At 34.1% G+C, this 15433-nt stretch carries 13 protein-coding genes; all 13 read right to left on the reverse strand.

Annotated elements, in window-relative coordinates:
* Nucleotides 1-10 precede the first annotated feature (10 nt).
* The 13 genes from LT090_RS11490 to LT090_RS11550 all read right to left on the reverse strand — a co-directional run bounded on the left by LT090_RS11490 (nt 11) and on the right by LT090_RS11550 (nt 15333).
* Nucleotides 11-649, reverse strand: a complete 639-nt coding sequence (locus tag LT090_RS11490; RefSeq protein WP_068547374.1) for an acetyltransferase — start codon at nt 647-649, stop codon at nt 11-13.
* The gene (gene neuB / locus LT090_RS11495; RefSeq protein ID WP_068547301.1) at nt 642-1718 is read right to left on the reverse strand and encodes an N-acetylneuraminate synthase; all 1077 of its coding nucleotides are present in this window, start codon (nt 1716-1718) and stop codon (nt 642-644) included. The genes LT090_RS11490 and neuB overlap by 8 nt, the downstream gene beginning before the upstream one ends.
* Nucleotides 1715-2884, reverse strand: a complete 1170-nt coding sequence (gene neuC, locus LT090_RS11500) for a UDP-N-acetylglucosamine 2-epimerase (RefSeq protein WP_068547303.1) — start codon at nt 2882-2884, stop codon at nt 1715-1717. Before neuC ends, neuB begins: the two co-directional genes overlap by 4 nt.
* On the reverse strand, nt 2877-4034 hold the full coding sequence (locus LT090_RS11505) for a LegC family aminotransferase (protein ID WP_068547305.1): 1158 nt from the start codon (nt 4032-4034) through the stop codon (nt 2877-2879). Before LT090_RS11505 ends, neuC begins: the two co-directional genes overlap by 8 nt.
* A gap of 8 nt (nt 4035-4042) precedes the next feature.
* Complete coding sequence (locus LT090_RS11510; protein ID WP_068547306.1) at nt 4043-5230, reverse strand: UDP-N-acetylglucosamine 4,6-dehydratase; 1188 nt, start codon at nt 5228-5230, stop codon at nt 4043-4045.
* Between the two features lie 16 nt (nt 5231-5246).
* A complete protein-coding gene (locus LT090_RS11515; protein WP_157726653.1) occupies nt 5247-7115 on the reverse strand; it encodes a hypothetical protein in 1869 nt (622 codons plus the stop codon).
* A gap of 246 nt (nt 7116-7361) precedes the next feature.
* The gene (locus LT090_RS11520) at nt 7362-8930 is read right to left on the reverse strand and encodes a Stealth CR1 domain-containing protein (protein WP_068547310.1); all 1569 of its coding nucleotides are present in this window, start codon (nt 8928-8930) and stop codon (nt 7362-7364) included.
* A gap of 1 nt (nt 8931) precedes the next feature.
* Nucleotides 8932-9993, reverse strand: a complete 1062-nt coding sequence (locus LT090_RS11525) for a hypothetical protein (RefSeq protein ID WP_068547312.1) — start codon at nt 9991-9993, stop codon at nt 8932-8934.
* 9 nt (nt 9994-10002) lie between these two features.
* A complete protein-coding gene (locus LT090_RS11530; protein WP_068547378.1) occupies nt 10003-11430 on the reverse strand; it encodes a KpsE/RkpR family capsule polysaccharide export protein in 1428 nt (475 codons plus the stop codon).
* Nucleotides 11431-11432: 2 nt separating this feature from the next.
* The gene (locus tag LT090_RS11535; RefSeq protein ID WP_068547376.1) at nt 11433-12083 is read right to left on the reverse strand and encodes an ABC transporter ATP-binding protein; all 651 of its coding nucleotides are present in this window, start codon (nt 12081-12083) and stop codon (nt 11433-11435) included.
* Nucleotides 12083-12865, reverse strand: a complete 783-nt coding sequence (locus LT090_RS11540; RefSeq protein WP_068547313.1) for an ABC transporter permease — start codon at nt 12863-12865, stop codon at nt 12083-12085. Before LT090_RS11540 ends, LT090_RS11535 begins: the two co-directional genes overlap by 1 nt.
* Before the next feature lie 3 nt (nt 12866-12868).
* Nucleotides 12869-14689: a polysaccharide biosynthesis/export family protein gene (locus LT090_RS11545; protein ID WP_082897239.1), complete on the reverse strand. Its 1821-nt coding sequence runs from the start codon at nt 14687-14689 to the stop codon at nt 12869-12871.
* The gene (locus tag LT090_RS11550) at nt 14689-15333 is read right to left on the reverse strand and encodes a hypothetical protein (RefSeq protein ID WP_157726654.1); all 645 of its coding nucleotides are present in this window, start codon (nt 15331-15333) and stop codon (nt 14689-14691) included. Before LT090_RS11550 ends, LT090_RS11545 begins: the two co-directional genes overlap by 1 nt.
* Between the last annotated feature and the right edge of the window lie 100 nt (nt 15334-15433).

Genomic DNA, 15433 nt, shown 5'->3' on the forward strand with positions numbered 1-15433 from the left:
CTGAAATTACCTATTTATTAATCACTTGGCTTCTATACCCATAACTAATTTGATTATTTTCTAAATTTTTTGTAACTATAGCACCGGAGGCAACTAAACAGTTGTTACCAATGGATATATTTTGAATTATTTTAGCTCCAGCCCCAATATGGCAATTTTTACCTATGATTGAATCACCACATATAAGAGCACCAGGTGCGATATGGGAGTGACTATTTATTTGAGTATCGTGCTCAATGATAGCACCGCTATTAATAATTGAATTTTCACCTATTTCAGCCCCCACATTAACAATAGCACCAGTTAGGACCTGTGCACCTGCCGACAAATTTACATTTGGAGATACAAAAGCTTGTTTCGATATCAGAGCAGAAAACTTAAACCCTAAATCAGAGTATTGCCGATAAAGCTTCTGTCTCAAATTTGTTCCAGGCATTGAACCTACTCCATTATATAGAGTCACTTCACTTGGATTATAACTTTGTAACTCAGCATCAGAAATAAAGCGAAGTTGACTTAAGTTTTTTCTCAGGTCGTTGACTTTAGGGCCGACAATGGTAATGTTCGGTTCTGGAGTGTTTTGAAGAAGAATGTCAACCACTACGCTTGCATGTCCACCACTTCCCAATACATAAATCAAATTAGTCAAATTTAAAAGTCTCGCCTTCGTTATAGTTTCTTGTTGACTTTTTATCAACTAAATCCCAAAAAAGATAAGGACTTAGACCATTTCCAGGCCTTTTTATAGCAATATCATCCTGTTTGATAACATCACCGATCTTGATATCTTTAGCCGCAATTAGACTCTTGCGAGCAACCGCTTTATTCTTTATTTCTGAAGGCCTTGGCCCTTTAATTCCATCACCAAGTACCATTTCCACATCGCGAATTGCTTTAATCATTGAATTTAATTCAACAGGATCTAATGATGCTTTATGGTCTGGGCCTTCCATGTTTTTATCAAGTGTGAAATGTTTCTCAATAACAGTTGCGCCTTTAGCAACCGCCGCTATTGGCACAATAATACCTGCACTGTGATCGGAGTAACCTGTATCTAAGTGAAATGCGTTTCTCATTGTATCCATCGCATTTAAATTAATATCTTCAAGAGGAGCAGGATATTCTGTTGTACAATGTAGAATTGTAACTTTTTCTTTAAGTAACCTTTTTCCTTCCTCTGAAAAGTATGCTGCTTGGAAATTTTCTATTGAAGGTTGTTTGTTTGCATCATTAATATATCCAAATGCAATAACACCTAGAGCAGACTCTAATTCAGCTAAATTTGCCATTCCTGATGAAACTATTAGATCACAACCAGTTAATGCATGTTCTAGTACAAGTGGAGCATTAGTCAAATCCCCTGATGGTACTTTTAATCTAGTGAGTTTTAGATCTTCAACTAAAAATTTCAAACTATCTGAGTCAAACGCGGTAGATAGAAACTCTATTCCTAACTTGTTACAGTAATCAATCAACCGATGATGTGCATCATAACTAAGCTCTAGTCTTTCTAACATTGCCAGTTGAGATTCTTCTTTTTTAGTATTAGTGACTTGATAATCAGCTTGTTTAGCTGAAGCTGTAACTAATTTACTCGCTTTAAAAGTTTGAAACTTTACAATATTAGCACCTGCCCTATGGGCAACATCAACTAATTCGAATGCTAGTTTTTCTTTGCCATTATGGTTAACGCCGGCTTCGGCAATAATTAGAGTCATAGTTCGTTACTCACTTTAATATCAAAAAACGATTTCAATTGGTTATTAGAGAAATTTTTTATCATTTCAATAATTTGTTTACTTGCATTTCCTTGGCCATAAGGGTTAACAACGTGTTCCCCTTTCTTCTTATAGGGATTACTAAGAGCAATCTCTATACTCGAAATAATTGAATGAGTATCAGCTTTACAATGCAATACACTTTTGGCTGCAATCCTACCTTTTTGTCGCATACCTATATTAACTGTAGGAACATTAAAAGAAGGCACTTCAATTATACCACTTGATGAGTTACCAATAACTACTGCGGCATGTTTTACTGCACTTAGATATCGTTGCTGACCTAAAGAAGTAATTGCTAAGACTCTTTTAGGATATTTTGCAGCATAGGATTCTAATAAAGGGATAATCTTACGACCACCATCGTCAGCATTAGGGTAAGTTAGAATAACTTGGAAATCTTCAAAATGGTCAAGACTATTTAAAAGTGCTTCGAATGATTCTACTGCTGGCTCATTTGCAAGAGTTACAGGGTGATAAGTTACAAGAAAGAAAGGCTTATCAATTTTAAAGCTTAGGGAACTAGATAATTCCTCAACAGTCATAAATTTACTTCTTATCAAATGATCTAGGCCGATAGCGCCGACATTCTTAACACTTAACGGGGACTCTCCTAGCTGTATTACTCTTCGTCTATATTCATCTGTCGAAGTACAATGAAGGTTACTTAATTTTGTTATCGCATGGCGAATAGCATCATCATAGGCTCCCTCTGTTATTTCACCGCCGTGAATATGTACGATTGGGATCCTCAATATCATGGCGGTTTGTGCTGCCGCTAGAGCTTCAAACCTATCTCCTAAAATAACAATAATATCAGGCGCCAATCTATTGAGCGAGTCAGCGAAACCTAATATTGCGAGACCCATGCTCTTAGATACGCCGATAGGGGTATCCGAAGAAAGTAAAACTTCAATCTTTTCATCAATTTTAAAACCATCTTTTTCAATCTGTTGGTAAGTACAACCAAACTCTGGTGAAAGATGCATTCCTGATACCAATAACTGTAAATCTAATTCATGATCTGACTCGATATCTTTTAATAACCAATACAACAAGCCATACTCTGCTCTAGTGCCTGTAAAAACACATATGCTTTTATTCATTATCTCCCCTAAGAATTGGTGTGCTTGGGATGTTAATTAAGCGTTCTTCGAGAATTTCAGACTCAATTAAACTTCCTCTCAAAGCTGTTTTAAACATTGGCAGTCTATGCATAAGTTTCCAAATAGGTCTAGCCATAACACCTTGTTCGTTCATTTTTATTAATAATTCTTCACGAGATTTAAAGTCTGGACAAATAATAGCATTTAGCCAGTAATTAGACTTAGCATATTCAGGTTCAACAACAAATTGAAAATCTGACGATGCAAAAAAATCTTTATATTTCTGAGCAAGTCCTCTCTTAACTTTTAAAAATGTTGACAATGACTCCATCTGAGCACAACCTAATGCAGCATTAATATTTGGTAATCGATAATTAAAGCCGGGTTGATCATGAAAAAACTCATAAGGATGAGGAACTTTGGCTGTCGTAGTAATATGTTTTACTTGATTGCCCATATCAATATCACGACAAAGTACCATTCCTCCTCCACCTGTTGTAATAACTTTATTACCATTAAAGCTTATTGCACCAAACTCACCGATTGTGCCCGTATGTTTTCCCTTATAGAATGAGCCCAAGCTTTCAGCGGCATCCTCTATCAAGGTTAAGTTCCACTCATTACACACGACCATCAATTCATCCATTTCAACTGGGTGCCCAAAAGTGTGCATTGGAATAACTGCCTTTATAGATTGATTGGTGCTGCGAAGAATGCATTTGCCAGAATCAGAAATTTTTGCATTAGATTCTAAAAAGGATCTGAGCGCAGAAGGGCATAAACCAATGCTTACAGGAGAAACATCAACAAATATTGGTTCTGCTCCTAGTTGGTATATAGCATTACATGTAGCAACAAAGGTCAAGGCTTGCGTAATAACCAAATCACCATGCTTGACGCCTGCCATGTACATAGCAACATGTAATGAGGCTGTCCCATTTACAGTGGCGATTGCTTTTGAGGTGCCTGTATATTGTTCTATTTCTTGCTCGAATTTATCGACGAACTTCCCTACGCTTGAAACAAAAGTACTATCTAAGGTTTCATTAACATATTTCTTTTCATTTCCATCAAACTGAGGCGCATGTAGCGGAATAAACTCATTCGTTTGATATAAATCTCTAATAAAACTGACTAACTTGTTGTGCATTACAGCTCCTACATTTTTCCATCAAGGTATTTTCCAGTTTCCTTATGACCAAAATCAGGAAGCATCTTAAAAAACAAATCTACAACTTGCCTTTTTGACCAATGTTTATTAATCTTCATTTTTGTTATTTCTTGCTCGAAAAGTTCAACCAACTTAGGTTCATAATCAATTTCATTTTTGATCACCCCTAAATTATCAAAACGTTCCATATCTAACGTTTCAGAGTTTGTAAAGAACTCTTCAAAGTCTTTTTCTCCAGTTGTATCGCTAGCCGTAAATAAACATGGCCATTTACCTTGTTGCGGTAAAGTATTAACAAGCTCTCTAGCCTCACCTTCGGACGAACATAAGTGCGGTTCGTACCCTAAATTTTCTAAATACTTTACTGCAATATCAGCAAAAGATATCAAATGCAGTGCTTCACTTAATTTAGGAAAAAATATATCCCTGTTTTCACCAAATATACAGGACATCAAACATAACTCACCAGATTCCTGTGGAGTTACGAAGTACCGTTTAATGTCATTAGGTGCCACTATTGGCTGCTTTTTTTGAATACGTTGATTGAATCCATGTAAAAGAGACCCATCAGAAAATGCTACATTAGCAAATCGAGCTGTTGATATATTTATTTCTTTGCTTTTACGCATTAAAAACATTTCCATAATACGTTTTGAAGCCCCCATCATGTTAACAGGGTTTGCCGCTTTATCTGTAGAAACGCAAAAATATTTCTTAATTCCTTTATCAATAGATTGCTGTAGAGTTTTATCGGTATTGAATATATTTACATTTATCATTCTCATTAAAGTAAAAGGATCTTTTTCACTTCTTACATGCTTGAGTGCAGATAAGTTTAAAACATAATCATATTGTCCGTCCGCCTCAATAAACGCATCGTATTCAACTGAGCCTATATCCAAGGCAAATGTTTGAAAGTCTCCATCAATATACCCGTAAGAGCTGCGGATATCTCTTACCAGTTCTACCATATTATTTTCACTTATATCAACAACGTGTAATTTTGCGGGGGCGCGTTTAAAGATTTCTTTAGTTACTGCTTGCCCAATGGAACCTGCACCACCAATCACTAAAAATTTCGAAGTAGAAACTATTTTTTTTAAGTCATTTTCATGCGCATTAATATCGGCTGTAAATAAGGCCTCATTTCTGCCAATTAACGATAGTATAGACATTCTGGTATAATCCTTTTTAATTTTTACTTAATTTTTTAACTTGGTTGTGAATATTATTCTTTAGGTTTTCTAAAGTATCTTTTATAGTCCGCCCTGTAATGTATTTTACATGTTCAGACATTATAAATTCATTACTGTTTGAGTAAGACCAATAGCTCAGCCTATGCATTGGATCATAAACAAACGCAGTCTTAGCAACTGAAGAGGCTGCATCTACCATACTGTTTGGTATAATTACTAGAAAGTCTAGTTTATTCATCAAAGATAACAAACTATCCATATCATTCTTCAAATCGAATTCTGGTTGCGAATAACCAATACTTTTAATTAATTCATCATCAAATTGATAGTCCAAATTAACTAAGTTAATATTTGAATCTAAATCAAAGTTAAATAGGTCTTTCACCATTTCATGATCCATATTGTAGATTCTTCGATGCAAATTCACCAAGCCCGTACCAATACTAATTCCCACGTTAATTTTACCATCCTCAATACAACTAAAATTATTGCATTCAAGAACTTTTAACCAACCATTTTTTCGTTTATTTTTAAAATCAATACGCTCTAAATTCAAGTCAATCGGCTTTATTAGCGCATAATTTTCTATATTTTTAATTAAACTATCATCCATAAACCACTCCCCCTCAAGCTGCGGATTTACGGGTCTGCTCAGTGGTATGAAGTTTGTGTTTGGAAAGTTTCGTTTAAAAATTTCGTAAAATCTAGCATCGCAATTTATAAAATCCTGATCATTATAGTCTTCATATGCTGCTGATAACATGTATTGATAGTTTATATTCTTAGTAGAAAATAGATGCAAAGTATTATTACCTGATCCTTGATAGAACCTAGTAAACCTTTCTATAGAAAATGCCCCGCGCTCCGTTAAGCTATTTATACATGAATATACTGACTCAAAGAAAAGCTTAAACACATATTCTCCATGCTCCTGTTTAGCTTGATTACGAAGTGAATCTAATTCAAAGTCTTTAAAAACTTCCTGCAACTCACTAAGACTTACAATCGTGGATATCTTTGACACGAAGCGCCAATAACTTCTTAACGCTCTATCGTCTTTTACTGACGAATAAAATTGTATGCGTTTTAAAATAAAATTGAGTAGCTTCGTTCGTGAATACGGTGTTTCTACTTTTGTATAATAATTAAGGATTAATGCATATGAAAACTCGATATCAATATTGTATGTCTCGATATTAATAAGTTCTTCTGCAACTATGCAGGCTTGCTTATAGGAGCCCGAGAACATTAATAAAGTAAGTTTTAACCTTTCTAATTCAAAAATATATTTCCCATTAAATTCTCTTTGGATTACAAAGTACAGCTTCTCGTATAAATAAACGGCTAATTCATGGCTAATAACATTCAAATTCAATCGACTATTAATTATATTCGCCAGCCTTTTAATCAATTGCAATGACGTAACATTTAAGTCGTTTTGATAAAAATAATTTTCATCATTTAAATTAATCAAACTAGCATATAAACGATAATCTACTGGCAATTGATATTGTTCATATAACTCTACAATCCTTTGATATTCTTTCTTAAGATATATTAAATCTAATTTTATCCCAAGTAACTCATCTGAGTTGACTTCTGTCAACCTATCGTCTATTAAGTAACCAAATAGTTTGTAATTTTCTTTTTTCAAAACGTATTTTGAAAGCTCAATGATCGTACGCTTCGTATACCATGACTTGTTTATTGCATTATTTTTACGCAAAAACAACTCAAAACCATGATCATAAAAGTCGGCTTTTGAATTTACGTTTAGTGCTTTAATAATATGGTAATATTGTGCTTTAGACTCTGCCTTTATGTGAATATGTTCTTCTAAGAAACTTTTAGGTTCAATTTCCAAACTACAATAAGCGTTCAAAATGAACCTATTATATGAAAATAAATCAAACCCTTTTTCGTACAGAAAAATTATGCTCTCAAATTGTTTTCTTGAATGTAAAAATTTAAACAATTTATACAATTGTTCAGGCTCAAAATATGACAAAAAGATAAACACAAGACTATTTATAAAAGGGACCTTATGAGTACAGCTCAAAATTTTGGTTATTATGTTATATTTCAATTTTTAGCACCTAAATAATTTATACTATTTTTCAGAAAATGATTTTTTGCAATAGATGGAATCCATTATTTCGCCAAAAAATTGTGATTCATTATCGTCTTCGCTGTCGACATCATTAATACATATACATGACAATCTTTGATCGTTCAAAAATAATCTTTCTAAACGCCTATGAGCTGTTTCTTCATTTAAATTTATATATCCATACCTTATAGAGCTTGGTTCAGAAAAACCCTTTGAATATCCCCAATGGTGTATAAGTGCAGACAAAATAGAATAGTCACCAAATGCTCTAAAACGAGATTTGCTGTTGCTTATAAAAATTTCTGGCACTTCATTTTCAAGCTTTTCTATTGCAGATTTTTTTAGAGCTATAGGTGTATGCTGAAACTTCCTAAGAGGGCGATATCCTGTTAGCGTTTCAATTAGCTGCTGATTATTGATAGCGGCTATATCTACAGGCAATAGCTCTTCAGATTTTTGTAAAGGTATAAACGCCCCCGTGCTATAAAAGAACTTACTGCTCCTACCAAATGGTGTAAAGAAATCAGACTTTGAAATAGGTCTACGTAATAAGCAATCATCATTAAAGTATAGAAAGTTTTCTGATAAACCTTTAATTCTGTGCAAATTTGACTCAATTGCATGAGAATTAAATACTGGTAAGTAAGAGTTATCCATAAAGATATTAGAATGATAGATAATTTCTACTTTTTCGTTTTCTTTAAACCAAATAGGTACTTGGTTATCAGTTACAATATAAATTTTTCGCACCCAAGGCGCATACATCAGTACAGATCTTAGAGCATATTTAAGTTCATCTCGTGACTTGAAGCGGCTATTGGAAGCGGCAGTTCTAGGCTTTTTATCTGCAACATTCGCGTAATGTGCCTTTTTTTCAGCCCAAACAGGATCATCCCCGTCAACCCATGTAAACACAACATCTACATCAAAATTATACTCATCATTTTTATTCAAATAAGATAGCAATAGTTCGTTATTGAACTCTTCTGATGTTAGCGATTTAAAAGAAAAGTTATTTATGCGGCTTTCGTAATGATTTTTATCATTAATTTCTAATAAAAATATTTTAATACAAACGTCTAGGCCATAAATTAATGCGCCTTGTGATGATAAAAGCTCTTTATACAAACATATAGGTGATTTTTTGTTTATACTGAGACTATAAAAATCATGATTTTTGCCTTTTAAATCCTTTCCTTTTATTGAGACTCTAATGCCTTGAGATAGGAGAGTTGTTATTCTATTGTTGAAGTCAGCTTTTGAAATAAAAATACAATAAGATCGCTCTGAATTTCGATTGTTCTTTACTTCAAAATATTTAAAATCTTCGAAAAGTACTTCAAAAGAAATATTTATATCGTTCATTACATCGTTGCTTGAAGTAAAAGATGTCAATTCAAAAGAAACACTATCTGTATTATTGTTTGGAATTTCAATAACATTTTTAACAATCACTCTATTTCTAGAGGCATTTTTAAATCTAAATTTAAAATACCCTCTATACAATAACGTATAAAGCCTCGCTGGCAGTATTCGTTGACATAATTTTTTAACAAGTGCTAAGTTCATACTACTTTCTCACTTTATTGAAAATTTTTGAAATAATACTTCTTTGAGTTTCATATTTGCCAATATGCTGCTTATAAAATAGTTCTAACTCTTTTTTCTCTTCTCTATTTAAACTTAAATTACTTTTACTTAAATAATTTTCAAAGTTATCATCAAATAAGCTATCGGAACCAAAATTGTATTTTTTTAACAATTTTTCATTGCTTTCATGAAAATAATTGTAAAACTTAATTGCTTGTGATTTAGATGGTAATAATTTTCCGCTACATTTTAAAAATTTCAACTTTGAATAAACCAACCTTCTTTCATCAATAGTAAGTCTATTCTTGTATGCATATATTAACCCTTGCTGTTGCATGCGAGATAATGAAATGTTTGCATTTTTAAATTCTTTAACCTTATTTTCGATGTCTGAACTGATGCTAATATCTAAGTTTGTTAAAAAGTCGATAATAATATTAGATCGTATGAATCTACTTTTATCAAAGATTCGTGGAATTATATTTTCTACACCAAACGATTCTTCCCAGGCCTTTAACATTTCGAAATAATTAAAATAGGCCATTGCGTCCATATCATTTTTATTGGGTAAGATTTCCCCCGTTACTCCCCATAAATAAGTCATTTTTCGATTAGGTTTACAAGATTCTTGAAAAAAAGAGCACGCGCTTTGGTCTTGCCTTCTCAAATAAACTATTACCTTGAAGTTGTCTGTAAAAGTCGATAAAAACTTTTTAAACTCTTTGATAGATTTTTTATTCGTTAAAATAAACCGTTCAGCTGAAATTAGAATTTTTTCATTGTTATTATTCTGTTTTTTTTCAAAAAGGTAACTTTTAAGAGCATCTATTTTCCAACTATTGAAGCCTTTAAGTTTAAACGTTTTAGACTTCTTATAGGGTAAGGTCTTTTGACAATTACCTGACTTATTAACTGTACCGTCAGGATTAAAAGAAAAAATATCGAAATTTTCAATTTTTTCCTTATGTTCAAAAAGAAATTTCTGAATTGTTGTTGTAGCAGTTTTAGGGTAGCCAATATGTAATATTATCTGTTTAATCATAATTAGTACCTATCTAAGCTCTCGAATAGTAGAAGAAATTATTTGAACTATTGCAAACAGCAATAATAAAATTACTATAAATAAAGATATATTATAGATTACCTTAGGATATGTATTATCGTCTGGTAGTGTAGGTGATTCAAGAACAACCAAGTATTGCAGTTGGCGATAAGCTTCTATTCTAGACTTTTCAAGTGACACCAGCGAAGAAGTATATGCCTGTAACGACAGTTCAACATCAACTTTGTAGTCTGAATACTTAGCAGAAATTTCACCCACAGAATAATTCTCTGCAATTGAATGCTCTGTCAATCGAGATTTTTCCTCGCGAAGTTGCCCCTCCAACGAATTTATTATGCGCTTTAATGATAATACCTGAGGTGCATCTGGACTCATTATAGCTTCAAGTGTATTAAGTTCAGTTCTTTTGGCTGATAGAGTGGCTTCTATATTGTAGGCTATTTGTTGTAAAGCAACTCCTTCGGCAGCAGGATCAAGCAAGTTATATTTTTGCTGAAAGTTTAATAGCGCTTTTTTTGAGTTTTCTAGGCGCTTTTCTACTATTTTATGCTCACCTTCGATAAAGGTTAATTGGGCAGATGCTAATTGATGGCCAATGTTATTTATAAACCATTCAGCTCTTTTAATTATACTCTCATTAATTTCTTTTGCTGCCTCTGGAGTAAAACCTTGGGTTTTAATGCTAATAATCGATGATAATTCGTCAATCTCCACTATAACGAAGTCTTGGTAGTGAGCTAATATGTCTTCTTGCGTTGCCCAAGCATTAATTCTGCTAAAAATATCAGCGTCAGAAGTTTTATAATGATCAATAATTGAGATACTTTGTTGAAGATATTCTAGCATATCTGAAGAGTGGACATAGCTTTCGACCAATTTAGAATCAGTATCTCCCGTGTTAACACCTAAACCACTAAGCAACGCCATTGATGCATCCATAGTTGCCTGAGCATCGGGTTGCCTTACAATAACCTGGGAATGACTTTCAAATCTTGGGCTAGCTAATATGATTTGTTGAAAAGTAAATATTATCCAAGGAAGCAGCACAAACAAATATATAGGATGTTGCAAAGCCGGGGGAACCTTTTTCAACCATACTCCCGTTAAAATATTTTTCTTTAATATAGTTTTATCAATTTCTTTATTTGAAGTACTTTTACTTTTAGAGGAAAGTATAGGAGATTTCAAATCCTCTAACTCTGCTCTATATTCATTCAACTTACGCTTAATTACCGGACCTGTAGGTCTTAAGTTATGTGCTCTTTGCATCAATCTATAAGCTAACTCTAAATCTTTCTTTTCGATTTTGATGGCTCGATTTTTTATGAACATGGGGTCATTCCATTGCTCATCAGTAACCATGCTTTTAAAACTTAAATATTTTTCTTCTAAATTATCGATCTTTAATTGACTCATATTCATATAGCCTGATATATATCTATTGCTTGTTCTAAATTATTATAAAATGTTAGTTCACCATCATTTATAACTATTGCACTATCACAAAACATCCTAATATCATCTAATTCGTGACTAACCATAATAACATTAGCTGATCTACTTTTGCTTAAAAGGGCATCTTTTGCTTTTCGTTTGAATGAAGGGTCACCTACAGAGGTGGCTTCATCGATTAGGTAAATATCAAAGTCAATTGAAATGCAGCAAGCAAAAGCTAAGCGACTCCTCATTCCGCTAGAATAATTTTTTACAGGTAAATCAAATTTTTTTTTCAATCCAGCAAATTCGAAGACCTTTTGCTCATAATCGTCTAAGTCAAATACACCATTTACACGTCCAATAAATCTTGTATTCTCTCTACCTGTCATTTTGGGATGTATCCCTGTCGCCAAAGCAACCGGCCAGGAAAATTTTTTTTTCGTTCTAATTTGGCCTGTGTTTGGGTACTCACTGCCCGCAAGGATTCTAAAAAGAGTTGACTTACCTGCTCCATTTTTTCCTAAGATCGCTATATTGTGACCATCCGGAATTTCAAAATTTAAGTCTTTAAACACGTATTGACGACCTATTTTTGAAGGATAAAATTTTGTCAAATTAACCAATTTAATCATTAATTTAAAACCTTTTTCCATGTAACCTTATAACAAGCTAAAGAAAAAAATAAAAACATTAAAGTTACAATTGAAATAAAACCTAGGTTGACATCAATAGCTTGATAACTTGGATAAGCTGCATCTCTAGATAACTCTATAGCGTGTAGTATTGGGTTCCAACTAAAATAAACTCTATACTCTTCAGGAATGTCTTTTAAGCTAAAGAATACACCGGAAATAAAAAACATAGGTCTTTGCAATAGGCCTCTAACCTTTTCAATTTCTGGAACAAAACTTCGTCCAATAGCAAAAAGTAATCCTAAACTCATTGCAAAGCACCAAATTAAAAATAAGTACAAAATAATTGACAAGGGATCAAATAAAGACACTTCCATTTGAAATAAATAAATTATCTTAAACAAGACTAATATAACGATAACTATAATAATAAATTGAAACAATGCTGCAGCAATTAAAGCGCTAATGGGGTGTACTTGTCTAAAAGCAAAAAGCGCTTTGTTTTTATTGATAGATTTTGTGCAATTATTTAGGGTTAAAATAAATAATTGTATAAATAGCATGCCATACATCATAAAAACAAAAGTCGGCATTGTATGTGTAAAATCACCGCCAATTAAACTTCGAACAAATGATAAGACGAATATAAATACCAAAGGGTTAAATATAGCCCAACCTATACCAAATTTATCATTAAATTGACTTCGAATTTCACGCAAAAACAGCGCAAAAATAACGTCTTGCCAAATTTTTATGTTAGAACGACTTCTTATTCCAGCCATTTTTTAATTCGCAACAACATCTGCGGCAACAGCTATTTGATAAATTATTTGTGTTAGATCTTTGACTGTTTGCATAGTTTTAGCGACAACTCTTGGAAGAACCAATAATTGGTCACCAGGTTTAAGAGCGACGTTGGTAGAGTTTTGTGCAACCCAAGAATCAGAATCTTGGTCATAGAATGAGATCATCCCGTTTGCATGAACAATTATGATCCTTTCATAATTCGCTCGTTCAGTATATCCGCCAGCCCAAGCAATATAATCAGTGACAGACGCTTGCGGGTTGTAGACAACAGATTGTGGCATTAATACTTCGCCGCCAATATGGATAAGCTCAGTTTTAGGAGGGATTACAATCGTATCGCCTTGCTCTAAGTTAATGTTCGCGACATTACCGTTTTCAGAAACAATAACCTTTCCTAGTGGTTCTATTTGCTTCGCCCGCATAACAAATGACGAAACAAGTGATGCTTCTTGTACCTGAATAGCAGATTCACCTGTCGAAATTGCAGGCGTTGTATATACGCTGCGCTCTAGTCGGTCGAGCGCCTGAGTTATCATTTCTTTTTGTTTTTCAGCCACAGATTCTCGGCGAATATAGATCGAACTAAAATCAGCTTGTTCAGGGTCAATCTGAATATGGTTTAACATGTCGTAGAGTTTTGTTGGCTTTTTGGTCGTATAAAAAGACGGCCCGATAAAGCTTCCTTCGAGTTTTATATCAAGTACCTGAGCGTCCCAGTCATCATTAAAAAATAACTTATCGCCATCTTCTAGAAGGATGTTATAAAACTCTGAAATAGGTAAATATGTTGAAAAAGGCCCAGATGATCGATTTCCTATAACACCAACATGGGAGATTTTACTTAAAGGCTTTGCAAAACTAATTAATTCTTGTCCCGTTGATTTAGCTTTATCAAATTCAAATCTGAATGGATTTTTAGCGCCAGCAGTGACCACAACAGTTGCCCCTTGCGGTTGCACCAAAATTACATCCTTATCTTTAAAGTTAACAACTGGCATATTACCATTGCGAATAAAGTCGTATAGATCTATAGACTCTATAACTTTGCCTTTACGCAAGATATCAATTTTTCGATAACTTCCACGTTCACTATCAATACCACCAGCACGCTTTAAAAAATATAAAATTGAGTCTGACGCCATACCTGCATATTGGCCTGGACGTATTACTGGGCCCGAAATATAGATGCTTACAGGAGTCGCGGTGAGCAAATTTACATATATTTGCACATTCTGCTTATATATAGTTCGCAATTTCGAAGTGACTAATTGATTCACTTTACTAGCAGGCACATTCTTAACTTGAATTGGCCCCACTTCCGGAATAAAGATATTCCCCTGATTATCGACCGTTGATACATCAGCATAATTAACCGCGCCCCAAAGCCAAATGGACAATTTATCGCCTGGAGCTATTAAGTAGTCATCATTAAGCCCGTCGATTCGTTCACTCTCGTATCCTCCAGCAAATAAATTTGCCCCATACGGTGCAGGCATTCCCTCTTCAACAACAGGAAGGATTTGTTCGATATTATATTCACCCGGTAACATTTGACCTTGACGATACAACTGCATGTATTGCTCTTGAGTCAGCGAATCCATCTCAGCTGAACCACCTGCGGTTTCTAGCTGCATCATTGCTTCATTGGGTGTCATTGATCCGGCTAACGCTTGATTTGCAGCATCCATTTTGGCTGATTTAGGTAATGCGGCGTTTGCATTAACTGTAACTATTGAAATAAACGCTAGTACAGTGAAAGTGCGAGTAGCAATAGAAAATGAAGAGGATAATTTATTCATTACACTACTCCATTATATTTTTTTATTAGATTCCCACCTACGTGGGAATGACGAAGGGTGCAGTGGGAATGACGAAGGGTGCAGTGGGAATGACGAAGGGTTCCCTCGGAATGACGAAGGGTTCCCTCCGAATGACGTAATGTCGCGACGAGATTAGGTTTTATTGTATGAGATACTGTATTGCTGCCAGCTAATGAAGTTATACTGTGTGAGAACGAAGTATTGTAGTCTGCGAATGACAGCTTATTGATAGACGAGGGCTCATTACGAGTGACTAATAATGCATTGTTGTTTAGAGTTGGTACATAATCATTTAACCGCGATGAGTACGTACTATTATCCATTAATGGTGCGATAAAAAACCAAGCGTCATTTTGTTTACACGCTCTGCGGTCCTGACCATAATATTGATTTGCTGGTTGCAATTGTTTTTGCTTATCATTTTTAGTATTGCTTAACTCGAACGATACACACCAATGCCCCATTGCTGAAATGTAAGTGTTTTCAATCAAAAACTGACCGTATTCACTGTCAAATGATACGCCTTTAAAAGCATTATTTAAGTTTACCCAAAGTGATTCTGGTAATAATTGAGCCGAGGAAAAACCTTTCAGGTTTAGGTTAATTAATGGTCTTTCAGCCACAACATCCGGTGGTGAAGAACATGCCGAAAGGAAAGAGAAACCGGCAAGGTAAAACAGGAAACAGTATTTTTTCATTTTTTTATACTTATACTTTGCAAAC

Origin of the sequence: Thalassotalea crassostreae (genome assembly GCF_001831495.1) — a bacterium.
GTDB classification, from domain to species: Bacteria; Pseudomonadota; Gammaproteobacteria; order Enterobacterales; family Alteromonadaceae; genus Thalassotalea_A; species Thalassotalea_A crassostreae.

Bases quoted from the DNA above. Each gene is read 5' to 3' on its own strand.
- neuB (WP_068547301.1), bottom strand. From the start codon at position 1,718: ATGACTCTAATTATTGCCGAAGCCGGCGTTAACCATAATGGCAAAGAA.
- neuC (WP_068547303.1), bottom strand. From the start codon at position 2,884: ATGAATAAAAGCATATGTGTTTTTACAGGCACTAGAGCAGAGTATGGC.
- LT090_RS11505 (WP_068547305.1), bottom strand. From the start codon at position 4,034: ATGCACAACAAGTTAGTCAGTTTTATTAGAGATTTATATCAAACGAAT.
- LT090_RS11510 (WP_068547306.1), bottom strand. From the start codon at position 5,230: ATGTCTATACTATCGTTAATTGGCAGAAATGAGGCCTTATTTACAGCC.
- LT090_RS11520 (WP_068547310.1), bottom strand. From the start codon at position 8,930: ATGAACTTAGCACTTGTTAAAAAATTATGTCAACGAATACTGCCAGCG.
- LT090_RS11525 (WP_068547312.1), bottom strand. From the start codon at position 9,993: ATGATTAAACAGATAATATTACATATTGGCTACCCTAAAACTGCTACA.
- LT090_RS11530 (WP_068547378.1), bottom strand. From the start codon at position 11,430: ATGAGTCAATTAAAGATCGATAATTTAGAAGAAAAATATTTAAGTTTT.
- LT090_RS11535 (WP_068547376.1), bottom strand. From the start codon at position 12,083: ATGATTAAATTGGTTAATTTGACAAAATTTTATCCTTCAAAAATAGGT.
- LT090_RS11540 (WP_068547313.1), bottom strand. From the start codon at position 12,865: ATGGCTGGAATAAGAAGTCGTTCTAACATAAAAATTTGGCAAGACGTT.
- LT090_RS11545 (WP_082897239.1), bottom strand. From the start codon at position 14,689: ATGAATAAATTATCCTCTTCATTTTCTATTGCTACTCGCACTTTCACT.